The 24,305-nt window shown below is 61.1% G+C and carries 35 protein-coding genes; 29 read left to right on the forward strand and 6 right to left on the reverse strand.

Translation table 11 applies throughout. The features are described 5' to 3' along the window. Positions 1–426: 426 nt before the first annotated feature. Entirely contained in the window at positions 427–807 is a 381-nt protein-coding gene (locus ARUE_RS24380; RefSeq protein WP_043472066.1) for a hypothetical protein, read from the reverse strand. 169 nt (positions 808–976) lie between these two features. Between ARUE_RS24380 and ARUE_RS22970 the strand changes: the two genes are divergently transcribed. From ARUE_RS22970 to ARUE_RS23105, 29 genes are all read left to right on the forward strand, one after another. After that, positions 977–1,282, forward strand: a complete 306-nt coding sequence (locus tag ARUE_RS22970) for a hypothetical protein (protein ID WP_011928013.1) — start codon at positions 977–979, stop codon at positions 1,280–1,282. Positions 1,283–1,347: 65 nt separating this feature from the next. After that, positions 1,348–1,758, forward strand: coding sequence for a DUF6573 family protein (locus ARUE_RS22975; RefSeq protein WP_011928014.1), 411 nt, complete (start codon positions 1,348–1,350; stop codon positions 1,756–1,758). Between the two features lie 96 nt (positions 1,759–1,854). Then, on the forward strand, positions 1,855–2,019 hold the full coding sequence (locus ARUE_RS24385; RefSeq protein WP_162486284.1) for a hypothetical protein: 165 nt from the start codon (positions 1,855–1,857) through the stop codon (positions 2,017–2,019). Between the two features lie 33 nt (positions 2,020–2,052). Then, positions 2,053–2,286: a hypothetical protein gene (locus ARUE_RS22980; RefSeq protein WP_043472069.1), complete on the forward strand. Its 234-nt coding sequence runs from the start codon at positions 2,053–2,055 to the stop codon at positions 2,284–2,286. Positions 2,287–2,353: 67 nt separating this feature from the next. Further along, complete coding sequence (locus ARUE_RS22985; RefSeq protein WP_011928015.1) at positions 2,354–2,827, forward strand: hypothetical protein; 474 nt, start codon at positions 2,354–2,356, stop codon at positions 2,825–2,827. A gap of 69 nt (positions 2,828–2,896) precedes the next feature. Beyond that, positions 2,897–3,142, forward strand: a complete 246-nt coding sequence (locus tag ARUE_RS22990; protein ID WP_043472072.1) for a hypothetical protein — start codon at positions 2,897–2,899, stop codon at positions 3,140–3,142. Next, positions 3,139–3,492, forward strand: coding sequence for a single-stranded DNA-binding protein (locus ARUE_RS22995; RefSeq protein ID WP_011928016.1), 354 nt, complete (start codon positions 3,139–3,141; stop codon positions 3,490–3,492). Before ARUE_RS22990 ends, ARUE_RS22995 begins: the two co-directional genes overlap by 4 nt. Positions 3,493–3,560: 68 nt before the next feature. Next, a complete protein-coding gene (locus tag ARUE_RS23000) occupies positions 3,561–3,968 on the forward strand; it encodes a hypothetical protein (RefSeq protein ID WP_043472075.1) in 408 nt (135 codons plus the stop codon). A 128-nt stretch (positions 3,969–4,096) separates the two neighbouring features. After that, the gene (locus ARUE_RS23495) at positions 4,097–4,408 is read left to right on the forward strand and encodes a DUF6884 domain-containing protein (protein ID WP_502691487.1); all 312 of its coding nucleotides are present in this window, start codon (positions 4,097–4,099) and stop codon (positions 4,406–4,408) included. 235 nt (positions 4,409–4,643) lie between these two features. Continuing rightward, on the forward strand, positions 4,644–5,108 hold the full coding sequence (locus tag ARUE_RS24895; protein ID WP_502691488.1) for an HNH endonuclease family protein: 465 nt from the start codon (positions 4,644–4,646) through the stop codon (positions 5,106–5,108). Between the two features lie 164 nt (positions 5,109–5,272). Further along, positions 5,273–6,037 (forward strand): hypothetical protein, encoded by a 765-nt coding sequence (locus ARUE_RS23500; protein ID WP_162486286.1) that lies wholly within the window; start codon positions 5,273–5,275, stop codon positions 6,035–6,037. A gap of 102 nt (positions 6,038–6,139) precedes the next feature. Next, positions 6,140–6,307 (forward strand): hypothetical protein, encoded by a 168-nt coding sequence (locus ARUE_RS24390; RefSeq protein WP_162486287.1) that lies wholly within the window; start codon positions 6,140–6,142, stop codon positions 6,305–6,307. 784 nt (positions 6,308–7,091) lie between these two features. Beyond that, positions 7,092–7,421 (forward strand): hypothetical protein, encoded by a 330-nt coding sequence (locus ARUE_RS23025; RefSeq protein ID WP_011928022.1) that lies wholly within the window; start codon positions 7,092–7,094, stop codon positions 7,419–7,421. 12 nt (positions 7,422–7,433) lie between these two features. Then, a complete protein-coding gene (locus ARUE_RS23030; protein ID WP_011928023.1) occupies positions 7,434–8,129 on the forward strand; it encodes a hypothetical protein in 696 nt (231 codons plus the stop codon). A 181-nt stretch (positions 8,130–8,310) separates the two neighbouring features. Beyond that, on the forward strand, positions 8,311–10,986 hold the full coding sequence (locus ARUE_RS23505; RefSeq protein WP_011928024.1) for an HNH endonuclease: 2,676 nt from the start codon (positions 8,311–8,313) through the stop codon (positions 10,984–10,986). Positions 10,987–11,029: 43 nt separating this feature from the next. Further along, positions 11,030–11,773, forward strand: coding sequence for a hypothetical protein (locus ARUE_RS23040; RefSeq protein WP_043472078.1), 744 nt, complete (start codon positions 11,030–11,032; stop codon positions 11,771–11,773). Between the two features lie 72 nt (positions 11,774–11,845). Continuing rightward, a complete protein-coding gene (locus ARUE_RS23045; RefSeq protein ID WP_011928026.1) occupies positions 11,846–12,277 on the forward strand; it encodes a LexA family protein in 432 nt (143 codons plus the stop codon). A 35-nt stretch (positions 12,278–12,312) separates the two neighbouring features. Continuing rightward, positions 12,313–13,611, forward strand: coding sequence for a Y-family DNA polymerase (locus ARUE_RS23050; protein WP_011928027.1), 1,299 nt, complete (start codon positions 12,313–12,315; stop codon positions 13,609–13,611). 30 nt (positions 13,612–13,641) lie between these two features. Then, the gene (locus tag ARUE_RS23055; RefSeq protein ID WP_011928028.1) at positions 13,642–13,959 is read left to right on the forward strand and encodes a hypothetical protein; all 318 of its coding nucleotides are present in this window, start codon (positions 13,642–13,644) and stop codon (positions 13,957–13,959) included. Between the two features lie 184 nt (positions 13,960–14,143). Then, on the forward strand, positions 14,144–14,473 hold the full coding sequence (locus tag ARUE_RS23060) for a hypothetical protein (RefSeq protein ID WP_011928029.1): 330 nt from the start codon (positions 14,144–14,146) through the stop codon (positions 14,471–14,473). A gap of 128 nt (positions 14,474–14,601) precedes the next feature. Then, positions 14,602–14,838 carry a helix-turn-helix domain-containing protein gene (locus ARUE_RS23065; protein WP_043472081.1) on the forward strand — a complete coding sequence of 79 codons (237 nt, stop codon included), beginning with the start codon at positions 14,602–14,604 and terminating at the stop codon, positions 14,836–14,838. A gap of 332 nt (positions 14,839–15,170) precedes the next feature. After that, entirely contained in the window at positions 15,171–15,452 is a 282-nt protein-coding gene (locus ARUE_RS23070) for a hypothetical protein (RefSeq protein ID WP_011928031.1), read from the forward strand. A gap of 111 nt (positions 15,453–15,563) precedes the next feature. Next, positions 15,564–15,857 carry a hypothetical protein gene (locus ARUE_RS24395; RefSeq protein ID WP_043472083.1) on the forward strand — a complete coding sequence of 98 codons (294 nt, stop codon included), beginning with the start codon at positions 15,564–15,566 and terminating at the stop codon, positions 15,855–15,857. A gap of 119 nt (positions 15,858–15,976) precedes the next feature. Next, on the forward strand, positions 15,977–16,513 hold the full coding sequence (locus tag ARUE_RS23080; RefSeq protein WP_011928033.1) for a hypothetical protein: 537 nt from the start codon (positions 15,977–15,979) through the stop codon (positions 16,511–16,513). Between the two features lie 74 nt (positions 16,514–16,587). Then, positions 16,588–16,818 carry a glutaredoxin family protein gene (locus ARUE_RS23085; protein WP_011928034.1) on the forward strand — a complete coding sequence of 77 codons (231 nt, stop codon included), beginning with the start codon at positions 16,588–16,590 and terminating at the stop codon, positions 16,816–16,818. A 137-nt stretch (positions 16,819–16,955) separates the two neighbouring features. Next, positions 16,956–17,612, forward strand: coding sequence for a hypothetical protein (locus ARUE_RS23090; protein ID WP_162486288.1), 657 nt, complete (start codon positions 16,956–16,958; stop codon positions 17,610–17,612). 36 nt (positions 17,613–17,648) lie between these two features. Next, the gene (locus ARUE_RS23095; protein ID WP_011928036.1) at positions 17,649–18,068 is read left to right on the forward strand and encodes a hypothetical protein; all 420 of its coding nucleotides are present in this window, start codon (positions 17,649–17,651) and stop codon (positions 18,066–18,068) included. Between the two features lie 18 nt (positions 18,069–18,086). Next, complete coding sequence (locus ARUE_RS23100; protein WP_011928037.1) at positions 18,087–18,524, forward strand: hypothetical protein; 438 nt, start codon at positions 18,087–18,089, stop codon at positions 18,522–18,524. Continuing rightward, the gene (locus ARUE_RS23105) at positions 18,521–19,060 is read left to right on the forward strand and encodes a hypothetical protein (protein ID WP_011928038.1); all 540 of its coding nucleotides are present in this window, start codon (positions 18,521–18,523) and stop codon (positions 19,058–19,060) included. Before ARUE_RS23100 ends, ARUE_RS23105 begins: the two co-directional genes overlap by 4 nt. A gap of 127 nt (positions 19,061–19,187) precedes the next feature. On the opposite strand, the gene ARUE_RS23110 is transcribed toward ARUE_RS23105, so the two are convergent. The 5 genes from ARUE_RS23110 to ARUE_RS23130 form a co-directional block, all read right to left on the reverse strand. After that, positions 19,188–19,463, reverse strand: a complete 276-nt coding sequence (locus ARUE_RS23110; protein ID WP_011928039.1) for a hypothetical protein — start codon at positions 19,461–19,463, stop codon at positions 19,188–19,190. 8 nt (positions 19,464–19,471) lie between these two features. Further along, positions 19,472–21,604: an FtsK/SpoIIIE domain-containing protein gene (locus ARUE_RS23115; protein ID WP_011928040.1), complete on the reverse strand. Its 2,133-nt coding sequence runs from the start codon at positions 21,602–21,604 to the stop codon at positions 19,472–19,474. A gap of 516 nt (positions 21,605–22,120) precedes the next feature. Beyond that, positions 22,121–23,137, reverse strand: a complete 1,017-nt coding sequence (locus ARUE_RS23510) for a zeta toxin family protein (RefSeq protein WP_011928041.1) — start codon at positions 23,135–23,137, stop codon at positions 22,121–22,123. Next, on the reverse strand, positions 23,134–23,571 hold the full coding sequence (locus ARUE_RS23125; RefSeq protein ID WP_011928042.1) for a hypothetical protein: 438 nt from the start codon (positions 23,569–23,571) through the stop codon (positions 23,134–23,136). The genes ARUE_RS23510 and ARUE_RS23125 overlap by 4 nt, the downstream gene beginning before the upstream one ends. A gap of 68 nt (positions 23,572–23,639) precedes the next feature. After that, positions 23,640–24,299, reverse strand: a complete 660-nt coding sequence (locus ARUE_RS23130; RefSeq protein ID WP_043472085.1) for a hypothetical protein — start codon at positions 24,297–24,299, stop codon at positions 23,640–23,642. Positions 24,300–24,305 lie beyond the last annotated feature (6 nt).

A 24,305-nucleotide genomic window follows, 5' to 3' on the forward strand; every position in this document is an offset into this window, starting at 1 on the left:
AGCGTTGTCGGGCCGGCCTTGCTCGTTCCTTGGCTTCCCTGGATCGTTGCCCCGCAGGAACTCAGAGTGTGGGGCCTCTTTTTGCCGACTCGGAAATATGGGGAATTGCCGCCGCCAGACAGTCCGCTGCTGACAAAGAAAAACCGGCGTCTTACACTCCGGGCACCGGAAACCCTCGGCCTTTCGTTCTGCCAGTCAATCCTTACCTTCTCGCAGACTCGCTGTATAGAGCTTGTCGGCTTCCACTGGCTTGCCGTTGTGATCTTCCGCGTCGAACATGGCCTACCCGGTTCCCTTCCCCAATCGCCCCGATAGTTGGACAGTACCGGCCGGGGGCAGAATCGGCCGCATGCGCCTGTCCTCGTTCATGTGTGCGGCGACGGGCAGGAATGGTGTCCCCGGGCCCGAGACCACCCCTCCTGACTGCTAGTTGATGATGGCGGGTTCTGAGGCCGTGAGTGAAAGTGCCGTCACCGTCCAGCCGTGCGTTTCCCGGTTGTAGTCAATGACGGTGGGTTCTTCGTTGTACTTGGCGAACCGAAGCGCCCTGCCGATGGCGTGGGCGAGGTTTTCGGCCAGTTTCGCGGACGCCTTCAGGTCGGCGTCATGAGTGTCCGTGGTGTGGTCCACGTGCCGCTCCAGTGCTGCTTCCGGGTTCAGGATGCAGGCCACTACGTGGCCGTCGACGTCCGCCCGGGCTGCGGAAGTCCTGACCATGACGACGCCGCCATAGCTGGACGCATTGTCGATTTCGATGACTTCGCCGGCGTCAACGAGTCCGTGTTCGTGTCGGATAAATGCCCGCATTGCTTCCCCTTTTGGCTGGTGGGCGGCTCCAGCCTTATGCCGTTCCCTTGCCCTTCTGGATCCAGCCTAGCCAAGCTCAATACAATTTTGCAAATCAGGCTTGTAAAACTTTTATTAATAATGTTAGTGTTGGTTTATCAGCTACGGACCAGCCCGCGAAGGAGAGAAAATGCGCAGCTTCCCCGAGATCCACGAAGAAGCCAGGAGCCTGCCGGGCTACGACGGTGAAGCTTTCGCAGCCATGGTGGCTGTCTCCCCGCTCACTCCCAAGAGTGAGCGGTCCGAGCTGTACCGCAGCTTGGCCGCCCGGAACACGGAGCTTGCCGAAGGTCTGGTGAATGAGGCCCAAGCCCGCCTTGCGGCCGCTTCCGACTCCCTGGTTATCCAGGCACTTTCCGCGTCAGCCCGGATCCGTCTGCTCGCGGCCGAACACTGCCGCAACCTGGCCATCTGCTTCGCCCCCGTCGCCCAGTAGTCCTGGGAGGGCCGGTAGCCGGCTCTCCCCTACACACCCGCCGCTACACACGAAGGACTCCAGCCATGAACGAACTGTTTACCGCCGCCGATGTCATCCACTGCTACACCCGGGAGGCTGCCATCGCAGACGGCATATTGATTGACGCGGGCGCCAAAGCGACGGAAGCGCGCTTCACTATCCCCGTAGCCCTGACCTCCGCAGCATGGGCCGAGGCCGTCACTTGGGACGAGAAAAACCACGGCATTCAGGACGAAGACGGGCGCCTGTGGGACGTGCTGTTTATGGCCTCGATTGCCATCCGCCGCAGCCGCGGGCGCCACGCCGAACCGAGCGACCGCCTCCCGTTCAACCTCTACCGCGTGCCCAACGATCCGGACGCACTGGAACCCACGGAGCTGGAGCTGGTGGCCCACTGTGGGCCCGGGGATGCCGGTGAACCGGTCATCACCATCATGCTCCCGCACGAGGACTAACCCTATCCAGAAATCTTCTATAACGCTATTTGCAAAATTTTTGTAAATAACGTTATCGTTGTTTTAGCAGCAGGGAAGACCGAAGGGACGGACACCATGAGCAAGCACTTCACCACCGAGGAGCTGGACGCGATCGCCGCAGACATCGCCGCTGAGCTGGAGGAAGCCGAGAAGACTCCCGGCTCCACCGGTTACAAGTCCGCACTGTATGCCTGCCAGCGCAAGGCAGAACAGTTCCGCGACACTCCCAGCGCCGTCTAGGCACACCGAAGCACCGAGGGAAGGACGAAGACCATGGAACGTATCACCGGCACCACCACCGCCCACACGATCCTCCAGAACATCCGCGTGGACTGGTCCGTCGATGAAGACGGCACCGTCACCGCCAACGGCGAAACCGCGGGCCACATCGTGGAAAGCCTCTCCATGGTCGTCTACGCCTTCCCCGCAGACGGCCACAACTGGGAAACCTCATTCAGCTCCGCAGTCAACGCCGCCGCCGCACTCGCCGCCCGCCACGTCGCCTAACCCGCCACAGAACCACCGCCCGGCCCGGCAAGGGCCCGGGGCCCCCGACCCGAGAGGAACCACAGCCATGGCCACCACCGAAACCCAGACCCCCACCTTCCCGGCAGTCACCACCCGCTCCCTGACCTTCTGGGCAATCTCCTTCGGAGGGGACGGCCGCCGGTTCCCTCCCGGTACACGGGTATCCGTGACCGTTCTGGAGACGGGCCAGCACTGCATGAGCACATCGGCCGAAGGCGTCACGTACAGCCGCTTCAGCTCCGCCTACGACACCCGCTCACCCCTGCCGGAAGCCACCGCAACGGCTGAGGAAATCGGCGGCATCGGCCTCGGCACCGAATACGGGGACAAGGTAGCCGAACTCGCTTTCGAACTGGCCCAGCTCCCCTACCCGTGGATGACGAGCTGGGCCGATGTCGAGCCCGAACTCGTGGACAACTACATGATGGACGCCGCCGAAATCATCCGCTCCTACCCCCACCTGCTCAGCCTCCCTGAGCGCGAACGGCTCGCCCCGCTCTACCCCGAGGTAGCCATCTAAGACCCTCACGGCGGCGGGCACGACGCCCGCCGCCCAGCTCCTCACATCGGAACAACGAAAGCCAGGGAAATGAACTTTATCAATCTCGGCAAGGCGGCCCACGCAAACGGTGAACATCGCGCCCCGGCCCTCAATGCACATGTCCAGGAAGCAATCGCCGGCCTCCAGGTGGGCGACCCCAAAGCCCTCCGCGTCATGAGCGAGTTCACCAAAGGCTATGACATGGCCATCCGAGACGAACTCGATGCACCTCCCAGCAGCACAGACCAGGAGCCCACCGCCCCAAATCATCCCGGAACGGAAAGCACAGAATGATTGACGTCACCCTCAGAGGCTTCATAGCCAGCGACGTGCAGAGCACACCGGAAAACCACTCTCAGGAGGCCACAGCCTCATTCATGATGGGAAGCACCGGACGCGCCTTTAACCCCGCCACGGACTCACCCCCCAACAGACCAACCCAGTGGTTCACCGTGAAGCTGACCGGAAAACTCGCCACGAACGCCGCCGCCAGCCTCCGCAAGGGAGACCGCATCCTGGCATTCGGCCCCTTCACCCACCGTCAGTGGGAGAGTCACGGCCGGATCAGATCGGAACTGGCCTTGGAGGCGATATCCGTAGGCCATGACCTGACGTGGGGGACATCAACACTCACCAACACCTAGCAATCAATCCAGTGCGGCGCTCGCAGCCCCCGGTGAGCGCGGCCGTCCCGAACAGAAAGAGCAAACCAATGACTCAGACTCTCACCCCCGCAACTGGCATGACGTGCACCTATGGCAGCGGCAAGACCATATGGGAAATCGTCCACATCGACTACGACGAGAGTGGCGCGCCGAAGCAGCTCCACATGTCCAAGGCGGGCGGTGACGGCTACACGAACAGGTGGGCCACTCCCGATGAGATCCGCAAGCTCACGGCACGCGCCCTGAAAACGTCCCTTGGCGATGTTCTGAAGGCCCGCACCGAATCAGCCCACGCGGCAACAGAGCTGGCCGATGCCATCAAGCGCCATGCGAAACCTGGCAAGCTCGAAACCCTCATCCGGACGGCACACGAGAATGCGCGGGCCTATCAGGCCCTGTACGCAGCGCACCTTCTCGAAACCACCGGCAGCAGCGAAGGCGAAAAGGAATCATGAACCGGATCGGTCTTGTCAGCTGCGCCTCATCCAAACTCCCCCACCCGCACCGGCCCGGGAACTCTACACATCCCAGCTGTTCCGCAAAGCATCCGCGTACGCCGAACTGACCCTGCGAATCCTGGTACATCCTCAGCGCCAAGCACGGGCTGCTGAGACCGGATCAGGTGGTGAAGCCCTACGACCTGAAACTTTCCACAACCACCCAGGCCAACGAATGGGCCGACAAGGTACGCGAACAGCTCGCCGCCGAACTGGACGACACACCCCGCGTCCCCCTGGTCACCCTGGCCGGCGCCCGGTACCAGACTGTTTTACACCCCTGCCAGTGGCCCTTTCAGGTTCCCATGCAAGGACTCGGCATCGGCCAGCAGCTCGCCTGGCTCACCAAGCAGCTCCCGCAGCTCGAACCCGCAGCGACCAGGAAGAACCAGCCATGAATCGCGCAGTACGCCTCGCCCCCTTCTGGCAGCGGCAGCGCTCGCGCTGTCCGGTTGCTCCCTGAACACCGCTCTGGCCCCTCCCGCCGCCTCTACAAACCCGCCGCCGGCCACACCCGCCATCAGCGCCGACGTCACGGCCGCCGCGCTCGCGCAGCTGGACACCATTGCCACCAAAGGGCGGGCACCAAAGACCGGATACGAGCGCTCGCAGTTCGGCCCGGCATGGAAGGACATTGACCGGGACGGCTGCGACCAGCGCAACGACATCCTGACCCGCGACCTCACGGGCAAGACGTTCAAGGCCGGCACGAATGAATGCGTCGTTCTCTCCGGGGATCTCGCTGACCCCTACACCGGCACCACGATCCACTTCGAACGCGGAGGCGCTTCAGAGGTGGACATCGACCATCTTGTCCCCCTCGGGGACGCCTGGCAGAAAGGCGCACAGGGATGGGAGCAGGCGAAGCGGGAACAGCTCGCCAACGACCCCGCCAACCTCGCCGCGACATCCGCCAGCGCGAACCGCTCCAAAGGCGACAGTGACATGGCCACCTGGCTCCCCCCGGCTCGTGATAACTGGTGCCACTACGCCGTCGGCATCGTCACCGTGAAAGCCAACTACGGGCTTTGGATGACCCCGGCTGAACACGACCGCGCCCGCCAAATCCTCACGGACTGCACGACAACCCCAGGGTAGGAGTGAACCGGGGAAGGCATGCCCAACCAGCTCCCAATTGGCCAACGTCGTGTGCTCGGGGCGGATCGACAACCAAAAATTTACCCTAATGGTATTGGTAAAAATTTTAGGAATGCTGTTATGGTTTCCTTATGGCCAAGGACGGAACGCCCCAGGAGGACAGCATGAACAACACGCCCCGCGACATCGACACCAAACTCGCTGAGATCTACGAACCATATTCCGGTGCCATCGCAGCCATCGAACGCTCAAACCGCCAGCTCGACATGGACTACGTCAAGCGCAACCCCACACGCCGCGTCGAACTGGAAAAGACCATCACCGACGCCAAAGCCGTCATCGCCATCCTGGACAAGAAAGCTGAACCCCTGGAAGCGATCTACCGCGCAAAACCCTGGACCCGCTTCTTCCTGGTCCCCGGCGGCCACCTCCACCGCTCCCGCAAATGCTCCACCCTCCGCTGGAACACAGTCCTGTACTGGCTCCCGGAGTACAGCGGCAAGACCGAAGCTGACATTGTGGCGCTCGCAGGCGAAAAGGCCTGTACAGTCTGCTACCCGTCCGCCCCCGTAGACCGCCCGTCCCAGCTTCCGATCCACAAGAAGGAGCGCGCAGAAAAAGCCGCCGAAGAGCAGGCGAAAGCCGAAGCTCGGGCCGCGAAGCTGGTCAAGGCCATCAACGCAGACGGCAGCGAATGGAAGATGCGCGAACACGGCATGTGGGAGAACTTCAAGACGATCCGCGCCGTGGAGCTGACCATCATGCGGGAAATGGATAACCAGGTCTATTACGGCGCAAAGGCAGAAGGCACCGCCGCCATCCAGGCTATGGCCGCGAAGCTCCAGGAGCGCACCGGCAAGCCCGCCCAGGAAATCATCGACGGTTTCCAGGCGAAGGTGAACAAGAAGCACGGCATCAAAACCGGCTGACCCCTAGACTCCCCGGCCGCCCCGCCGGCCAAGGAATCTGGGCCGTGCCCGCCACCACGGCGGGCGCGGCCCACCCCAACAACCAGCACTACAGGAGCCCGCATGCTCATCATCAACCTGAACACCGAAGTTGTCATCTCCGAAGAAGACTGGACGCTGAATTTCGGACTGGAGGGCCGTGACGCCATCGAGGCCGATGTGCGCTCCTGGGCCCGGACCATGCTTACCGAAGGACTCAGCGCCAACGGCATCGAAGGCCACGCCCACTGACCACCCAGAACGACTCCCCGACCATGCCCGCCACATCGGCCGCCCCGACCACCGAAGGAACCCGCCGTGATCCACGGAAACCAGAACCAATGCCGCGACCATCAAAGCCCGCGCGCTCGCGGCGGCCGCGATGCCGATGCAGTATGCGCCGTGGGTGGCCCGGCTCGCAGACCACGTGGCAGCAGAGTCCATTAGGGCTGCTGATGCTGTGCCGGAACAGTCGGCCGTGGTCGAGAAGGTCACGGTCGATTCCTGGGATGCACTCATCGACGGCGCGGCCCCTTGGGAGGCGCAGGACGAGGAAACCAAGCAGCTGCACACAGCCACCGTCAAAAGCCGTCATTGCAGCCTTCGCCATGGAGGCGGCCCAGTGAGCGCCGACCGTCCGAGGCGTGCGGTTGGCAAAAGTTTTGAAAATCTGATTAGGATCAATTCACTGATCCGCCGAGCAGGAAGAGATTGAATTGGCCCAGCACTTCGCCCTGACCGTCGAGGTCAACCGGATCTCCGGCAAGGTCGCATCCCGCGGCGAACTCCCGAGCCTTCCCGGAAGACCCGATAGGCGGCCGCGATGAGAATCCTCTCGACCAACACCCCCTGCGTCTATCAGGTTGTTTGCGAGACATGCCTATGGAATCCAGGCCACGCCCTCCCCGAAGAACAGGCATTCAGTAGCGCCGGCACACACCCCGACATCTGCCCCGGAAGGATCCCGGACCATTACACAAAAGCCCAGATAGCCAGAGCCCGGAAACTCCTTTCCGGCAACTACTAGGAGCCCCTGATGGAATCCTCCACCGGATTCGGCACCACCCCTGCCGGCCCACTCGACGTCGCCGCCGGGACAGCCAACCAAGCCGTCCGCGCCTTCTCGAACACCTCCGGAAAAATCAGCCCGGGCGCAACGACCGCCGACAGCGCACTCTTGACAATCGCCGCGTCCCCGGACTACATAGCGACAGCCGCCCGGCACATCCTCGACGGCCAGGAAGCCGCCACAGGATACGAAATAACCGCCGTAACCAACTGCTCCTCCCAAGCCACCAGAGCCGCACACAACGCCAGGGAACCCGCAGCCGCAACCCTTCAACGCCACACCACGCCCACCACCTAACCCAGGAGCACCATGACCTTCGAAAACGTGCCCTTCGAGGACATCCCCAGCACGCTCACGCTAGAAGAAGCAGCCAAAATCACCGGATTCTCCGAGGCCTACTTCAAATCAGTCATGAGCGGCCTCAACAACACCGCCGGAGACCTACGCGCCCCCCGCACCCCAGGCGAACGCGCCCGACGCTACGACGGCAACAAACTCGCACAATGGATCAAATCCGGCAAACCCCAAGGCGGCTCCTACCCCCACACGCCCAGCACGACCGTCATCAAAGGCACCGCATCCCTCGGCGGCAACGGCTGGACCGGCACCATCCACGAACCGCCTGTCACAACAGCCGCCAGCAAAATGCCCGAACTACGCCGCTCCCTCGCCGCACTCGCGGCCGAGAAGCTAAACGTGGAAGTCCGCGACGTGGTCGTCGAGCTGGAAATCGAACCTCCGTTCACAGCGCGGCCGCACCTGGAGCGCATGCGCCAGATTTCGGCGCAGATTGACGCGCTGACCAAGGAGAGCGAAGACGAGCGTCTATCTGCGGTAATGAAGATGCGCGACGCCGGTTTGGTCCACGAAGAAATCGCTCCGATTCTTGGACTAAGCACCGCACGAATCACCCAACTCGCCAGCAAGATCAAGGCTCTTTCCCCTGCTGAAAAGAGCCGGCTTCAGACCGCCCCACCGTCGACTTCAGCCACGGCCGGCGCCTAGTCACGCGGCGGCACAACACACGTAATGATGACCTTCCCAAGCTCTACAAGAAGGTGGCCGGCCTTCTCGCCCTGAATGCGGAATCCGTGGACGACAACGTAAAAGGCAGCGAGGCCCAGCAAGTACACGTCAACCGCATCTGGAAGGATGGACTCACCTTCACTTTCACTCCGGGAGATACATGGCGATCACAGGGGCCACCCGCAAGATGCTCTGGGGTCGTGCGCATAATCAGTGTGCCTTCCCAGGGTGCATTCAGGCCCTCACGCTCCACATTGACGACGCCACCTCTGGCGAGACCCAACTCATCGTCGTTGGTGAGGAGGCCCACATTCGGGCGCAGAGTGCCGGCGGTCCCCGCTACGAGCGGGACTACCCTCGCGACAAAGTCGACAGCTACGAGAACCTTGTGCTGATGTGCCCTACGCACCACACGCTCATCGACTCAAAAAATGGTGCTGGACACGCGCTCAAAGACCTACTCAAGATCAAAGAAGACCACGAGCGGCAGCAAGGAAGACGCGTCGAACTCGAAGGGGCTCTAGGCGCCTACCTAGGAGATCGTTACCACGCCGAAAACACAGTTCAGTTTCAACAGGCAGACTTGCGCGGTCCATCGGTCGACTCGTTGTTCGTGGACGTGCCTGTCGGCTGTCGCCGTGACAACTCTCAGCTCGCACAGCTGCTCGCACAGATCGCGCAATCAGCACCGGGCGATACATCGGATCTGGAAGCCACCTCCGCTTTCATTGTTACCGGCGCAACTCAGGCACTTCTTCACCCTGACTGGACTGGAAACGCGGTTCTTGTGGGAGGTCCGGGGCAAGGCAAGTCAACGGTGCTCCAGTACGTCTGTCAGTTCCACCGCGCGAGACGCCTCGGCGAGACTGCCTACTCGGCGGGAACGTCCGAACTTGTACGTGCGACGTCCACAGCGAGGTTTCCTATCCGCGTAGACCTGCGGAAGTACGCACAGTGGGCAGCCATCGAGCCATCGCCCGACTCTGGCAAGAAGAAACGGTCAGGCCATAAGCCCGAAAATGAGGGCGAATGGCGCAGCCTTGAGGAATACATCGTCCTCGACATACGCCGGCACATTGGGGCGCACCAGTTCAAGAACCGGGACCTTGCTGTCCTGATCGCCACTGAGCCAGTCCTGTTGGCGCTCGATGGCTTGGATGAAGTAGCCAGCCTGCCCGTGCGTGCTCGCGTAACCGAGGAAATCGCGCGCGTCCGTGGACGCCTCAATGCGGATGCCGCAGACCTCGTGATCCTGGTCGCCACCCGCCCCGGAAGCTCACTGCAGCCTCTGACAGCGACTGGCGCCTTCCCCGTCCTTCACCTGCAGAGGCTGACCCAGGGGCTTCGGCTACAGTACCTCCAGCGTTGGGTTGAAGTCTCGGGACTCTCAACGGAGTCCGCCGAGAGACTGCAATCCACCTTCATGGATAACCAGCACGTGCCCCATATCAACGAGTTGGCCTCATACCCTATGCAACTCGCCATCCTGCTCCACCTGCTCCACCGACGACAACTCCTGCCGCAGCAACGCACCGAGCTCTACGCTGAATACCTCAAGACCTTCCTCGACCGCGAACAGACAGAGGACAAAGAGCCTCTCCTCGCAGAACAGCGGCGCGTCGTGGAAAACACGCACGCATATCTTGGTTGGTACCTTCAGACCAAGGCCGAGCAGGGCCAGAGCTCAGGATCTATCACTCGCGGCGAGCTTCGCCAACTCCTCCGCCACCACCTTGAAGGCCACGCCGACGAGCTAACACTTGCAGAGGAGCTCTATTCAGCAATCACGACCCGCGTGCTCTGTCTGGTTGAGCGGGACGACGCATTCGAATTCGAAGTTCAGTCGCTCAGGGAGTACTTTGCAGCCCTCTACATCTTCGAAAACCTCACACCGAAGGGAGTGGGGAACTCCCGGGACGACGGGTTGAATGCCCTGATGGAACGCCCTTACTGGGCAAACGTCTGCCGTTTCTATATCGGGATGCTCGCCAGGGGCGAAATTCGCGCGCTCAAAGACAACCTCCACAACGTTGACAAACGAGTCTCACCGCATCCAATGGTTCGTTTGATGGCTGTTCTGCTTCTCAACGATCGGGTTTACGACGGACTCGCCGACACTTCGATACGGGACGTCGTTGACGTCGTTCTCGACGGTCCAGGCGTGGTGTTCGCCGAGGACGGCGTATTCGAAGCTGCCGGAACGCCTCTGCGCCTGGGAGAACGGGCAGGCCGTTCGCAGGCTGTAGCCCATCTGAAAGCTCGGCTTGAACAAAGTGAATCCACCGCAGTTCAGGAAGCAGTAGCCGCATGTCTGGCACGCCACGCTATTCCCCGAGATGACGTAACAACATGGTGGTGGACCCGCTTCGAATCGGCACCAAACTGGTTCGAGGTGGCATCGACTCTTGGAGTACTAAGGTCGCTCAGCATTGAGCGCACTGCCCAGCTCCACAAGGCGCTCGTTGAATACGATCGGAGTACTGATTGGAAGGCTGCACTTCTCGCACGCGGTGGATACGACGGTAATGACGAGGACGTGCTCCTTGCCCTAGTAGAAGATCTTAATGACGGGGCGTCAGGAGAGGTCCAACTTTCCTCTGGCCGCCATAACCTGGCCACCATCGTCCAATCCGCAGAACTCGCCGCCACAGGCGCTATCCGGCGCTCGACCCTGTACGAAAGCATGGGCCACAACCAACCCATTGATCGGCAACAGGCCACCATTACTGCACGAATCCGAAGGGGGGCTACCGCTTTTTCCAACCGCTCGTTCGACCCCTCCTCTCGGGAGGCATGGCAGAACGAGACTGCTAGCTGTGGCGGAAACATGGGGTGACGGGTGGATTCTGCGACGTGCCGTCTCGACCATCCCCTCAGACGTGGAGATTTCCGCCATCGCTACGTCGGTTCGCGCCAAAAGTCCGGCCCTGGCAGCCGCAGCAGCCACTGAGGCCGCTTTCCGCAGCAACCGTGGGGACGAGGAATGGTGGCAAAAGCATCTTGCCTCAATAGCAACTCCTCGGGATCTCATGCTCGGCATAGTCGCTCTTCTAGAGCAAGCTCACCCGAGCGTGGTCATATCTCTTGCCAGTGCCTTTGACACCCTGGTTCAACAACTCGAACCGAAACGCTACCTAGCCGTGGAACACGCCCTGCAGATGGACGTTGCTGCCCGTCGCATCCGACCCCTCGCGCTGCAGGAAGCGCTGCGACTACGACAGATAAACCTCTCTGGCAGAACACTGTGGCTCATACACATCATCGGAACAGCCTCAACCCGAGATCGAGTAGGACCGCTTCTAGAGCCGCAACTCGACGATGTTTTCAAAGCTGGTGTTAATGACGGACGTGAGGCCGTAGCCGCCGCTCGGACCGCCAGAAAGCTCAAGCTCGAAATCTTTAGAGGGGCACGTCGTTCCCTCCCTCCAGGAGGATGGGCTGACGAATCGGCGCTTGCCGCTATGCCCCAGACGATAGCGGGAGAAATCCTTGCAGACCCCGGGAACTGGCCGACTGACCTAGTCCAGATGGCTATTGATCGGCTGACCATTCGTCAGGGGAACCGGACGAAGCCGCTCGCAGACGTCGCCACTACCAACCGGTGGTTCCAGGACCGGGCGTAGAACCAAAAGCTACTTTGTCGTGGGGTAGCCGTATAGTCTTATTCGAAGATATATTCGAATAAGAGGTGTGTTGTGGGCGTGATAGTTGGCCCCCGTGTGATAGATGCGGGACTCTCTCTGGTGGCTGTGCTGATGGCACCGGTGGCAGTGGCAGCAGGCTACCCGTCGCCTGCCCAGGACTACTTTGACGGCCGAATAGACCTCAACGAATATCTAATCAAAGACGTGACCAGCACCTTCATCGTGAGGGTTACCGGACAGTCAATGGAACAAGCCGGCATCAGCGACGGCGACGAGCTGATCGTCAACCGTGCCCTGGAGCCCAAGGACGGATCCGTAGTTATCGCGGTGCTGGATGGTGAACTGACCATCAAACGGCTCAGAATCACCGCATCCGGCGTGGTCCTGCAGGCTGACAACCCAGGCTTTCCCGACATCAAAGTTCCGGCGCTCTCAGAGCTGACGATCTGGGGCGTGGCCACCAGGTGCCTTCACCATGTGTAGCGGGGCGCCGGAATTGCGAATCCTGGGTGGTCCTAATGTCTAAGCCGGCACTGATGCGCCGGATGCAGGAGATCGCGCACGTCGACGTCAATTGCTTCTACGCGTCCGCCGAGCGGGCCTTCAATCCCGCATTGGAGGGCAAACCGGTGATCGTGCTGTCCAACAACGACGGCTGCGCTGTGACCAGATCGAGCGAGGCCAAGGCCCTGGGCATCGCCATGGGCGAGCCGTGGTTCAAGCTGGCACCCCGCGCCAAGGAATGGGGGCTCATTGCCCTCTCCAGCAACTATGAGCTCTATGGCGATGTCAGCTCGCGCGTCATGGAGCTCCTGGGCCGGTACTCGGCATGGGTTGAGATCTACAGCATCGATGAGGCATTCCTCGGCGTGAAGGGCAGCCCCGACGAGCTGCTGCAGCTCGGACGCGCCATGAAGGAGGCGTGCCGGCGACACGTCGGCGTACCCGTCTGTGTCGGCATTGCCAGAACCAAAACCCTCGCCAAACTCTGCAACAAGTGGGCGAAAAACAACCCGGCCTTCAAGGGCGTCTGCCGATGGGATTCTGTACCCGTAGAGCAGCGCGAAGCACTCATGGAACGGCTGTCAGTGATCGAAATCTGGGGCGTGGCCACCCGCCTCACCAAGCGATTGAACGCCATGGGGATCTTCTCGATCCTGGACCTCACTCGCGCCAATCCCGTAGCGATCCGGGACAAGTTCTCCATCGTCATGATGCGCACCGTCCTGGAACTGCAAGGAACACCCTGCATCCCCATGGAGGAGGAACGGATCGGACGAGACCAACTCATCTTCTCCCGCTCCTTCTCGACCCCGATCACCACGGCCGCCGGCCTGCGCCAGGTCATGAGCGTCTACGCCCAAATGGCCAGCGCCCGCCTGGCCAAACACGATCTCCAAGCAAAACTGCTTACAGCGTTCGCTGCGACGTCGCACTACAACCCGAATGAGAAATCTTTCCCCTCGGTCTGCGTTGCCCTGCCGATGCCCACCGCGGATCCCGTGCTGTTAACCAAGGCAGCCCACGCACTGCTCCCCCAGGTCTACGAAGGCGTCAAGTACGTCCGGGCCGGGATCATGGTCACCGACCTGCGCCCGTCCGGCAACCAGAAACCCCTGGAAATCTTCGAAAACGCGCATGAAGAACGCGGCATCGGAACCCTCTTGGAAGACGTCAGCAAGCGCTACGGCCGCGGATCCATCGGCCTGGGCCACGCCGGCATCAAAGGCGGCCCGGACTGGACCATGAAACGCGACATGCTCTCCCCCAGATACACCACCCACTGGGATGAACTCCCCCTCGTCAAAGCCGCCTAACCCGGCGCCCTGCATCGAAAGGACCCCCAGATGACTCTGGCACCAGAAGCACCCCATACCCTCCAAGAAGTCGCTGTCCGCTTTAGCCCCGACGGGACACCGTTGGCCGTCCGTCACGACGGCCGCATCTGGGCCGTTGACCCCGACGTTCATGCCGCGCATTGGTTCGCCAGGGATGCTTGGTGGGACACCAGACGATCGGCCCCTCTGGGCGTCGGGAACGTGGTGGACATTGAGTTCTGGCGCGTCCAGGTACGCGCCAACGACGCCGCACTAAGGACTTTCACGCTCCGGCTGGCCCCGCTGTCCACACAATGGCAACTCGAATCCATTACCGACGACGAATAGGCTGCGACGAAGACGGGCGGCCCGGGGTTCACTGAGTTCTTCTTCTTTCTTCTTGGTCATGGGGCATTCAACCATGCCCCGCCACACGGAAAAACGGCCTTCCACGCCATTGAGCCTTCACCTTCAACATTACACCGTGTAATGTTTGATGAGTCAGATCTACTCACAAACGGAGGAGACAGCCATGTTCAACCTCAACAACACCGACCCCACTCTGCTCAAACTCCACATAGAACTGGACCGCATCAACTGCTTCGCGCTCGCAGACATCATCGAGGCCAAGTCCCCGTCCGCACGCACCAAGGTCGAACATCACCTCGTCCACATCCTCAACTCCTTGGCTCCCCTTCAGGGGTTGGATTTCATTGGCGCACTTGCCCATCGCGTGAATACTCTGGTGGATCCTGAGACGGGAACATCGAGCCTTGACACCGAGGCCCTGGGCCAAATCCAGAGCTTTGCCGCGGGACTCATTTCGGACACCTTGGTGATGTCGACCACGACGGATCACTAAGCCCTCTGCCACAGACCATCCCCGCTCTGGCCCGACGCCCGCTGCGTGCCGCATTGCCCAAAGTCAGGCAGACCTGACAAGATGATCGGGATTTCCCGAGCCCTGAGGGGCGACTCCAGGAAGGTGAAATGCCACGACTTCGCAAGCCCAGCGGCGCCGCGATTCAACGACTTGCTGAAGTCACTGCTGCCTCCCAGGCAAAACAGGCCGCGGAGAATGAGTACCTGCGGATCATCGTTGCTGCAGCCGCCGAAGGTGTGCGCAAGTCTCAGATCGCCGAGGCGGCCGGCGTCTCCAGACAGACCGTAGATCAAATCGTGAACCGCTACGGCGGGCGCGGGGATACCGGCAAACCCTCTCACTGACCCCTACTCCCCTCCCCTACAATGAGACAGGCGACACCCGGGCCTCCAAGGTAAGTAGATCTGACAATCACTCTCCTCCGCCCGGGTGCCGCCTTTTGTCGCTCGGGCCAGTTGCCCACATTCACTTTTCCAAGTTAGTTGACACGCTTGTGTTTTGTTCCTAGATTAATAGATGTCAGATCTACTAATAGATACCTTGAGGAGTCCTCTATGTTCATGAATTGCTCTCCTAGCGCGACGTAGCGGCCCATTGAGGCACTTCCAGACTTCTTACCGGAGCCGCCAACCGTCCCTCACCTCCGCCTCAAGGCGGCACGACGTTAGGACCAACCATGCTCACAATCACCCACTCCGCTTTGAACGGAACATTCATCGAAGGCGCCATCCGCGGCGACGGCCCGGACACCGTCCTGAAAGCCTGCGGCTGGCGCTTCTCTCGGAACCTGGGCGGCTGGTATCTGCCCCAATCCCGCGACAGATCGCCTAAGACCTCCGCCATCAACCACACCATCGCCAGCCTTGAGCGGGCAGGCCTCGAAGTCGCCACCGAGATCGACACCTCCCTGCGCACCACGGACAAACGTGGAGACAGACGGCATTCAACGCCAGGCTGACCGCGTCGAATCCCTCACAGCAATTGCCCACCAGTCCGCGGCGACAACTGATCCCTTCATGGCTGGGCAACAGCCCCGCCACTCAACGACAACACCGGGAAGGAGCCCACAGTGCGGTACACCATCACCTGGACCGAAACAAAGACTTACCGCACGGAAGTGGACATCCACGACGATGAACTCGCCGCCTGGGCCCGGCAAACTCCCGACGTCCGAACCCTCGCCCCTGAAGGGGAATCCGTGACTCGGGAAGACCTCAGCCGGCTGCTCAAAAACAACAGGCACTTCAGGGACCGCTTTATCCAGATGTACACAAACGCTACCCGCCTGCTGCATCCCAAGCGCTCCCAGATCGTACAAGCCGAGGGCCAACGGATCACGGCGATACACCGACAAGAGGAATAGTGCCTTCATACCGGCAGCTCCGACAGGAGCAGGGAGTGCAGTGCGCGATCCCTGTCTAACCAAGGCAATCGGTGCCCCCTTGTTTGTGTGTCACCAGTCACCAAGAACGAGGAGAACCAATGACCACCACTTCGGATTCCCAGGACCTGTCGGCCACTGGCAGATCCCACAAGGCAGCCAGAGCAGTGCTTGCCCACATCTGGCTTGGGAAGGCCGGCTACATCATCCAGGAGCATGCCGGGACCCAGCAGACGGCCGCTGACTTGGCCGACTACGCAGCACTGTCCGGACACGTCGTCACGGTCGTGGATCCCCAGGGCATCCAGACCTGGGCGAGAACCAGTAGTTCAGTTGGGCATATCATCTCGGACGCCAGCCCCCAGTCGAGTTGGACCCTGGACGTTGCCGATGATGAAAAACCCCAGGTCATGATCATTACCGACTACGCGCCCATCCGAAACGGCAGCTGGCTCCACCTTCAACAATTCGATGCCGCCGTCACCAGTCACCTAACCATCCATCCAAACGTTGACCTGTTCATCGTCGTTCTCGCAACGGACACGGCCGCGCTGTTCGATCCCCCCACGTTCGCCACGACACCGCGAGGGCACGCCGAACATTTGTTCCCTCACCACTCACCCTCGGCCTCGGTCTAAAACCCGCAGCGAACGTGCCCTTGAAGAAGAACAGCCGGCCAACCCCCTGGGCCGCACAAGGAAAGGAACTCACCATGGTAGAAGTATTCTGGCGGCCCGACTGCGGATCGTGCGATCTGCTGAAAAAGGTTCTCAAAAGAAAAAACATCCCGTTCGTCGCCCACGACGTCTCCACCGATCCCAAAGCCAAGAAGCGCCTGCAGGAGCTCGGATACACCACCGTTCCCGTCACCATCGTGAATGGCGAGAAGCATTTCGCCGGCGTCCTCTCTGATGAAATCAACGCTCTGGCGGCAGCTGCATGATTGATCAGCGCCCGCTACGCTACAAAGCCCACGAAAAGCTGGCACGACTCAGAACGCGGCACGCAACCGGCCCGGCTGCAGGTTTTCTTTTCCGCTCTCTATTCCACGAACCCTGCACACCCTCCGCCTCCACTGGGATGGAAGGCAATGAATGGAAACTAACAACTGATTGGTATCACTGCATCTGGCACCCGGACATCTCAGCCGAGGAAATATCGGAGTTCGAAACCCCGCCGGCCTGGTACATGACGCCGGGAATCCGCAAAACCAAGGCGAGGTGGCAATGGTTCAACATCGGCTTCGCCATGGTCTGGGTCAGCCTGTTTTGGCTGGTTCCACAGATGCGGAGCGCCTGGTCCGTTGCCGTCGCGTTCCTGCTCGGAACATGCCTCTGGGCCATCGGGGAACACCGGGTAATCCAGGCGATGAGAGCCGATGCCCGTGTCTGGGTTAGCCAGCGTTCAGGCCTGCTCGACAAGGTAGTGACAATGGATGAAATCGGCAGCGAACATCAGAAGGATCTTCTTTTTGCGGCCATGCACGGTTCCACCTACGCCGACCGTCAGGCCGTATGGACCATAGCCGACAGTCTCCGCACCCTCCGCCCCCTCGAAGAGTCCTGGCTCCGCTACTCGGACCTGATGGAGGACACCTATCTTCACAGCGCCCCGGCCCGAAAACTACGGGCCCACCTGGATGATGTCGAAGGCCAGATGATGGAACTCTGGTCAACCATCCGCAATAGCCTGGCCGCACTGTCAGCCAATTCCCCGAACCACGGGCAAACGGCATGAACAACCCGTCAGCTCCGCTTCCTGAATCGAGTCTCCGTGAAAACCAAACAGAACATTCATGCAGCCCTCACACTGGCCTGCTTCGCAATACCCGCCCTAATTCTCGGGCTCACCGCCAGGCACTTCAATGGCCAATCATTGCTTGCCCTGATCCTGATCGCGGCTGGCTTCTGGGTGGTCCGCCGCCAGCTGGCACGCCAGTCGGCCGGCCATAATTCATCCTTGGTGACACACATTACGCCGTATAATGTTTCCGATACCAGATCCATCCACGAGGACCACCATGAACGCGCCCACCGGGATGCGGCCGAAAGCCAACGACGCCGAACTCGCGCCCCCCTTGCAGGCACTGACGTGCGCCAAACCAAGCCGTCGAGACTCAGTCTGGATATCCAAATCGAAGGTGAGGCCAGGACGCGAGCCCTCCCCAAAGAGAACCTTGAGGTTACTACTTGAGCATCCGGGACTCTGCTGATGACTGAGTACTTGTCCTATGCCGATGTTTCGCGGGAGACAGGTGCGAGCGAAGCAGTTCTGCGGAATCGTCTCGCCCGGCGAAGGCAAACGCGTCCCGGATCGTCACCGGATCCGACGACAATCCCCGAGCCTGACCTGCACATTGGTCAATCGCCCGCCTGGAAACGCTCCACCATCCAGCCCTTCATCGATGCGTTCTCCAAGGGCACCCCCAATCCCAAATATCCCTCGAAAAGCATCACCCGAGAAGCCAAACGACAGAAGGACGCTGAACTGGTCAAGGTCCATCTGCCGACCATTGTTGAACGTCTCAGCCAGGGCGCCAAGCCCAGCCAGGCAGTAGAGGGTCTGGGACTCCACTGGCTCAGTGTGCTGGCTGTTGCCCGACACGATGCCGATGTCTCGGCAGCAATCCAGGGGACAAAAGACCAATGAACGGCGCCAACGAACTGAAGGACGCTCTGGCCTCGGCCAGGGACGCCATCACATCTGCAACCGACAGGCGCAGCGAGAGTCGGCGGCGTCAGGAAGAACTGATTGTCACCGCCCTGGCCAGAGGCTCAACGAAGAAGGACATTGCAGCTGCCGCCGGCATCTCGCGGGCCTGGTTCTACAAGGCGGATCTGGCCCCGAACACTCCAGCCGTCGGTAGGACACCGCTCCCGGTAACCGACGAGCAGCAGTCAACCCTTGATGAGCTCGTGGCACTCCGTGGTGAAATCGAAGACTTGGACGACGTCCTCAAGCAGGAGCGGGCAGGCCGCCTCAACCTAGTGAGGGATCTCGCTCAGCACTCCGTAATCACCGTTGACGAGCTGGTCTCCCTGAGCGGGCTTTCCGCTGAATCGCTAAGGGGCATCCTCGGGGGGAAAGCTCAAGAAGCGGCTCGCCGGAAAAGTTCAGGGCCGCCACTAGGCAGTGTTCCGGGACTACTGGATGCACATTATGGCGTAGGCGGGTGGGACCAGTAGGCCGGAACCTCGGTAGGTACCCCTGTAAGCGTAAGACCAAAACATCTTGCCCCGGCTATACCGAGCACCCGAGCAGAAGGGGCCTTCCTGGCTGAACACAGTCCGAAAGGCCCCTTCGTTTGGCCGTCTATTTGTCGTCGGTCCGGAGTCTGGCGCTGGCCCAGACCACCAGGACGAGAAGCAGTATGACGACGCATCCGCCGACGATACATCGGCCCAGATCCAAGCCAACTCCCGGCGCCCAGGGAAGCTCAACGAGCAGTCCGTTTGCCTTCAGCAGTATCCCGGTCTCGATGAGCCAGGTCTGGACGGGGGCGAGGAGGGTAGCGGCACTGAAGATGCCGAAACCTCCGAGCCCGGTGAACAGCATGATCAAGGTGAAGAGGTCATCGTCGTCGGACATTGTGGCTCCTATTTCCTGGTGACTTTGTCGGCGTCGATGGAACGCCGATAGGTGATTGGCTCGTCGGCCGGGTAGGAGATGCTTTCCATCTCTCCGTCATCAGTCCGATAGTCGATGCACATGCATTCCTCATCGAGGATGTCTTCCTCGGCGGATTCGACGACTCCCCAGAGCCCCAGGGTTTCATCCAGAAGCACCAGGTCTCCGGGAATGAGTTGGTCCGGGGTCGCGCTCTGCGCATCTCCGTACTCGTCATCGAGATTGTCGGTCTCTTCGGGGTCGACGTCCGAAACGATGCTCAGGCCAGCCTTCGCCTTCCGGGAGGTTTCCTTGCCGTCAGTTCGGCCGTCACCCCGGACAACGGTGAACTTGGGCCGGAGTGCTGCCAGTTGGGCCTCGTTGTAGGGGACGATCGGCGCCGTGGCCCACTCGCTGTAGGTGGCTTCCTTTTCTTCCCCTTCGTCATCGAGGTCACCGTCCGGGGGCAGGATCATCATGCGGGGGTGTTTCATTTCCTTCGGCCTAAGTGCTTCGAGGATCTGGGTATCTTCTTCGTTGTGGTCTTCGGGCTTGTAGGGGTCCGGGGTCCAGTAAGAGCGGAATTCCACCGGCTGGCTGTTGTCGTTGAGGGTGACGCCCAGGCCGCGGGACTTGCGCGGCAGTGACACACCGATGGATGCGTTTTCCCACATCATGAGTGCGCCGTTGGGTGAGAGGCGTCCCATGGAGATCCGGGCACTGAAATTGTCTCTGACCTCCCCGGTGAGGAATTCCGCGTCGGGGCGCTGGAGGCTGACCAGGAAGTGGACCCTGGCCGTTCGGCCTTTGCGGGCGACGGACCGGACTCTTTTGAGCGCTGCGACCTTGGTGGGGTCGCCCTTCTGTTTAATGTCTGCGTACCAATCGGTGACGCTTTCCCGGAAGTCGGCAAATTCGTCAAGAACGAGAAGGACCGGCTCGAAGTCTGAGATCCTGGCGCCCCTGTGCACGATCGCCTCGTAACGTTCCTCCATGAGATCGCAGGCCCAGTGGATGAGTCTTACCTGCTCTTCAGTGCTGGCGGCCACGAGCTCAACGTTCGGCCAGTCTCGGAACCCGAGGAATTCGATGAGCTTGGCGTCGTTGATCCGGATCTGCCATCCGGCTAGGGCCAGCTCGGCCACGATGCCCTGGACGGTTACGGTCTTTCCGGAACCGGATGTTCCTGAGATCAGCAAGTGGGGATTGATGCTCGGTATCCAGACGAGCACGTTGCCGTCTTCGTCGACACCGTAAGGAACTTCCAGCTTGGAATAGCCCTCGCGCGCTGACGCGGCGACGCTTGCCGGTATGGGGTGCGGGATCCGTTCGGGCAGCATCGGCCGCAGTTCAAACCTGACCGTGTCCAACTCAAGATCCCAGGTGGCCCTCCATCGTCCAGGGAGCATGGTGGAGAAAGTTCGCTCCACCTGGTTTCTGTAGACAGGCCGGGCGATGCGGGTGCCTACGCCGTGACGTACGACGACTCCGGTCAGGACCCCACCGTCGGTTTCCGTTGACACGTCGGGGTTGGGTTCGGTGGGTGATCCAAGGAGTTCCTTGACCACCTTCTCCGCCCTGACCTCGACAGGCAGGGATTCCTTCTCCTCCTCGGCTTCAGCCGGGGCGAAGGTAATGACGCATTTCTTGCGGTTGTGTTCCGCTACCGCGTAGGGGTGTCCGATGCGGCGCTCCAGGTGGGCGCGGATCTCTCCGACCCATGCGGCGTCTGTGTCATCGATGCCTGCCACATACCGCATCCGGATCCGCCCTGGAGTGCCGGCGCCCTTCCCCTTCCACCGACTGGCACACACCAACGACCGGCCGAGCCGGACGCCCAAGAGGGGGCCCACAGCTTCAACGACTTTATCCATCAGCTCTGCGCGTCGCCGGGAAAGGATGCCGGTGTAGATCACTGCGGACGACGCCAGCTGAAGGACCGCGAATCCCAGGACCCCGGCTAAGGGTGAGGATGCAATCAGCGCCAGGCCGTAGACGAGGATCCCGAGGACGGAAAGGATTACGGCGTTCCATGCCCATCTGTTCTTCTGGGGCTCAAGCAGCTGCTGTTGCAGAGGCGGAGCCTTCCTCTTTCCTTTGGGTGGTGAAAGCAATCCGGTCATCGCCGTTTCTCCTCAGAGGGATGGTCGCCCATGCGGGGCAGGTCATCCTTCCAAGGGGCCGAATGGGGTGACTTTTAGACAGCGCACCACGCTTGACGTTCACCCCGAGTGGGCCGGGTGGGGCTGGTCGCACCCGGATTTGACGTCACCAGACCCTCCCCCGCAGCCGGTCTTGTGAAGCACTTCGCCCGTCGAATGACACGAAATGACAGCTGGTGTAGGCGCCTGTTTATACGTCAGGTGCACTTGCACTTAACTTGACAGCGCAATTACACTCGATGAAGAGCGTATCGAAGATGTATCGAATCGTGTGTAATTTGGACTACCAACTTAGCTGAGATAAACCAAGACTTCACGGCGCAGGGAACGCGCAGGCAGAACGCATTCACCCCGCACTCCCTCATCGTCCATAGCGGAGTCACCAAACACTGCGAATGCGCTGCCAAGGGGATCTCGACTGCGTCCATGAACGCGGGATGGCATCGCACTCCGGGCGCCTGACGTGCGCATCGCGATTCAGATGTTGTGAGCGCAGCTGGCGCCTGCACGCCTGGCTATCGAGGCCGGCGACGTGAGCGGCCGACCGCACACGACGCATCGCGCCGAACCGGCTCCCGGATCAGCCGCAGCCGGCGGCGGAATCTCCTCGGCCAGGTACCGCGGCGCGGCGCTGGTGAGGGCGCCGTTTTCCAGTTTGTACTTTCGTGACTGGACTATGGCAGCGGTTTTATCTTCGACGATGAGCCGGACACTGTCGAAAACGCCGGTACGTGGATCGTTGAAGAAGTCGACGGCGTTGGTGTTGCAGGCGCTGTAGCGGTTTCCTCCGCTGTAGAGGAAGTCGATGGCTTCCCGGGGGGTGAAACGACCTCCCAGGGAGCTCAGACCCTGGATTGTCTCCTGGCGGCCGTCCCACCATCTGAGCCGCGCCTGGCGGATTGCTGTGGGCCGGTCGACCTCGACATCGAGGATGGTGATCTTGCGGTAGTCGTTGCTGGCGAACTGTTCAAGGTAGCGGTCGCGAAGGCCCGACCAGGAAAGGGTTCCTTCGACGACGACGTTTTCCCTGTCACTGAGGCTGCGGCGCAGGATCCTGTCGGCCAGGTCGGTGGATTCGCTGTGGACGAGGGAAGCGAGCTCGTTGGCCATGATGGGGTGGCCGTCTGCAAGGTCGCGGCTGAGCAGGTCTTTGTATATGCCGTCATGGACGGCGCGCTCAAGGAGCATTACCTTAATCCGGTCGGCATCGATGACGCGCCATCCGTCACCGGCAAGGTTTCGTCGGGCGATGGATGTGGATTTGCCGGCGCCTGGAGGGCCGGCGGTAATAAGAGCCGCTTTGCCGTCCTGCCGGACATTAGGTGCGGCCCTCAGGTAGGCGTCTATCAGTTCGCGGTGGAAGTTGTGCCGGGCGCGGTCACTGCGCGGGTAGAGGTTGGCTGTCGCTCTCGCGGAGCTCCGGTGCAGTTCCCCGCCGGCGGCAGTGAGGGAGTTCAGTTGGTCCTCTACCGCCTGTTGGACCGTGCGGCTCAAGCGGCAGAGGCCGGATGGACGTGGGCAACCAAGGCGAAGTGGTCCGCGGAGCTGAGCCGGCCGGCATAGAACTGGTCCTCGACCTGGTCCCAGGTTCCCCAGGTGTATTCGGTTTCCGGGTTGCCTGGTTCGGCCTCGGTGCGGAACGTGTACGGCCAGGCCTTCAGCTCGTCCATCATTTCGGCGTGGCTGAGCCGCCCTGCCAGCTGCAGGAGGATGACTTCCTTGGGGGAACGCTCCAGTTCAGCCGGGAAGTCGTTGATACGGCGAAGGGTCCGATGGACCTCGGGCTGGGAGATGCCGAGCAGTTTGGCGATCTGCACCTGAGTCATTCTTTCGGCCTTGGCCGCCGCGCATGCCCTCAGCTGTTCGAGCTTGTTCAGCTCGCGGTCGACGTAGACCTTGGTGAGGTTTTCTGCTGCTGTGATCGTCATTGGTTTCTCCCTTCTACTTCCACTATACATTTCCTATATACAAAATGTATAGTCTGTTGGTTGGGGTGTCAGTCGCCCACGCTTGTGCCCTCCGTGGGAGGTGCAAGTGGAGGGTTCGATGGCGGAACTGGCACGCCCACAGCCTCGGTAAAGCCGTCCACCAACCAAGTGGTGCCGGACTTCTTTAGGGTTGCCATACGGTGGAAAGGTTCTGGCTGGCCGGCCGGGGATCCCCCGGTTGTTGTAGTAAGCACCTGGTAGTCGATGATCACGCTGACCTTCCCGACGTCCGCGGTGACAATGACCGTGCTGATGTCTTCGGGGGCGGTCTTGGTTTGTGCTCTTTTGAAGGCGGCCCACGACGGACTGTCTTCGTTGCCGGCGAACTCGGCCTCCAGTGCGTTCTGGTACGCGGCGGTGGTGAAGGGCTTGGTCTTTTCCAGCCAGACGCCGGCTCCGCTGTCCAGCCAGGAGTGGGAGGCGTAGGCGGTGACGAACTGCTGGATGACCTGGGGGATCTGGTCCCTGTCCCCTTCGTGGAGGCCCTGCACCGGGTTTGGTTCCGGTGATGCTGCGAGGGTTGGCTGGATGTTCTCTTGTCCCTCGACCGAGTCATTGTCCTGGTCTTGGCCGGCGGCTTTGTTCAGGGCGCTGATGACCATGACGATGATGAGGACGCCAATGGCGCCGGCGATCAGAAGTGTTTTCCGCAGGGAGATGGGTTGCATGGTTCT

It is taken from the genome of Arthrobacter sp. Rue61a (assembly GCF_000294695.2).
Taxonomy (GTDB): Bacteria; Actinomycetota; Actinomycetes; order Actinomycetales; family Micrococcaceae; genus Arthrobacter; species Arthrobacter aurescens_A.

Excerpts from the sequence above, each read along its gene's own strand:
- ARUE_RS24380 (WP_043472066.1), bottom strand. The coding sequence starts at position 807 with ATGCGGGCATTTATCCGACACGAACACGGACTCGTTGACGCCGGCGAA.
- ARUE_RS22970 (WP_011928013.1), top strand. The coding sequence starts at position 977 with ATGCGCAGCTTCCCCGAGATCCACGAAGAAGCCAGGAGCCTGCCGGGC.
- ARUE_RS22975 (WP_011928014.1), top strand. The coding sequence starts at position 1,348 with ATGAACGAACTGTTTACCGCCGCCGATGTCATCCACTGCTACACCCGG.
- ARUE_RS24385 (WP_162486284.1), top strand. The coding sequence starts at position 1,855 with ATGAGCAAGCACTTCACCACCGAGGAGCTGGACGCGATCGCCGCAGAC.
- ARUE_RS22980 (WP_043472069.1), top strand. The coding sequence starts at position 2,053 with ATGGAACGTATCACCGGCACCACCACCGCCCACACGATCCTCCAGAAC.
- ARUE_RS22985 (WP_011928015.1), top strand. The coding sequence starts at position 2,354 with ATGGCCACCACCGAAACCCAGACCCCCACCTTCCCGGCAGTCACCACC.
- ARUE_RS22990 (WP_043472072.1), top strand. The coding sequence starts at position 2,897 with ATGAACTTTATCAATCTCGGCAAGGCGGCCCACGCAAACGGTGAACAT.
- ARUE_RS22995 (WP_011928016.1), top strand. The coding sequence starts at position 3,139 with ATGATTGACGTCACCCTCAGAGGCTTCATAGCCAGCGACGTGCAGAGC.
- ARUE_RS23000 (WP_043472075.1), top strand. The coding sequence starts at position 3,561 with ATGACTCAGACTCTCACCCCCGCAACTGGCATGACGTGCACCTATGGC.
- ARUE_RS23500 (WP_162486286.1), top strand. The coding sequence starts at position 5,273 with ATGAACAACACGCCCCGCGACATCGACACCAAACTCGCTGAGATCTAC.
- ARUE_RS24390 (WP_162486287.1), top strand. The coding sequence starts at position 6,140 with ATGCTCATCATCAACCTGAACACCGAAGTTGTCATCTCCGAAGAAGAC.
- ARUE_RS23025 (WP_011928022.1), top strand. The coding sequence starts at position 7,092 with ATGGAATCCTCCACCGGATTCGGCACCACCCCTGCCGGCCCACTCGAC.
- ARUE_RS23030 (WP_011928023.1), top strand. The coding sequence starts at position 7,434 with ATGACCTTCGAAAACGTGCCCTTCGAGGACATCCCCAGCACGCTCACG.
- ARUE_RS23505 (WP_011928024.1), top strand. The coding sequence starts at position 8,311 with ATGGCGATCACAGGGGCCACCCGCAAGATGCTCTGGGGTCGTGCGCAT.
- ARUE_RS23050 (WP_011928027.1), top strand. The coding sequence starts at position 12,313 with ATGTCTAAGCCGGCACTGATGCGCCGGATGCAGGAGATCGCGCACGTC.
- ARUE_RS23055 (WP_011928028.1), top strand. The coding sequence starts at position 13,642 with ATGACTCTGGCACCAGAAGCACCCCATACCCTCCAAGAAGTCGCTGTC.
- ARUE_RS23060 (WP_011928029.1), top strand. The coding sequence starts at position 14,144 with ATGTTCAACCTCAACAACACCGACCCCACTCTGCTCAAACTCCACATA.
- ARUE_RS23065 (WP_043472081.1), top strand. The coding sequence starts at position 14,602 with ATGCCACGACTTCGCAAGCCCAGCGGCGCCGCGATTCAACGACTTGCT.
- ARUE_RS23070 (WP_011928031.1), top strand. The coding sequence starts at position 15,171 with ATGCTCACAATCACCCACTCCGCTTTGAACGGAACATTCATCGAAGGC.
- ARUE_RS23080 (WP_011928033.1), top strand. The coding sequence starts at position 15,977 with ATGACCACCACTTCGGATTCCCAGGACCTGTCGGCCACTGGCAGATCC.
- ARUE_RS23085 (WP_011928034.1), top strand. The coding sequence starts at position 16,588 with ATGGTAGAAGTATTCTGGCGGCCCGACTGCGGATCGTGCGATCTGCTG.
- ARUE_RS23090 (WP_162486288.1), top strand. The coding sequence starts at position 16,956 with ATGGAAGGCAATGAATGGAAACTAACAACTGATTGGTATCACTGCATC.
- ARUE_RS23100 (WP_011928037.1), top strand. The coding sequence starts at position 18,087 with ATGACTGAGTACTTGTCCTATGCCGATGTTTCGCGGGAGACAGGTGCG.
- ARUE_RS23105 (WP_011928038.1), top strand. The coding sequence starts at position 18,521 with ATGAACGGCGCCAACGAACTGAAGGACGCTCTGGCCTCGGCCAGGGAC.
- ARUE_RS23110 (WP_011928039.1), bottom strand. The coding sequence starts at position 19,463 with ATGTCCGACGACGATGACCTCTTCACCTTGATCATGCTGTTCACCGGG.
- ARUE_RS23115 (WP_011928040.1), bottom strand. The coding sequence starts at position 21,604 with ATGACCGGATTGCTTTCACCACCCAAAGGAAAGAGGAAGGCTCCGCCT.
- ARUE_RS23125 (WP_011928042.1), bottom strand. The coding sequence starts at position 23,571 with ATGACGATCACAGCAGCAGAAAACCTCACCAAGGTCTACGTCGACCGC.
- ARUE_RS23130 (WP_043472085.1), bottom strand. The coding sequence starts at position 24,299 with ATGCAACCCATCTCCCTGCGGAAAACACTTCTGATCGCCGGCGCCATT.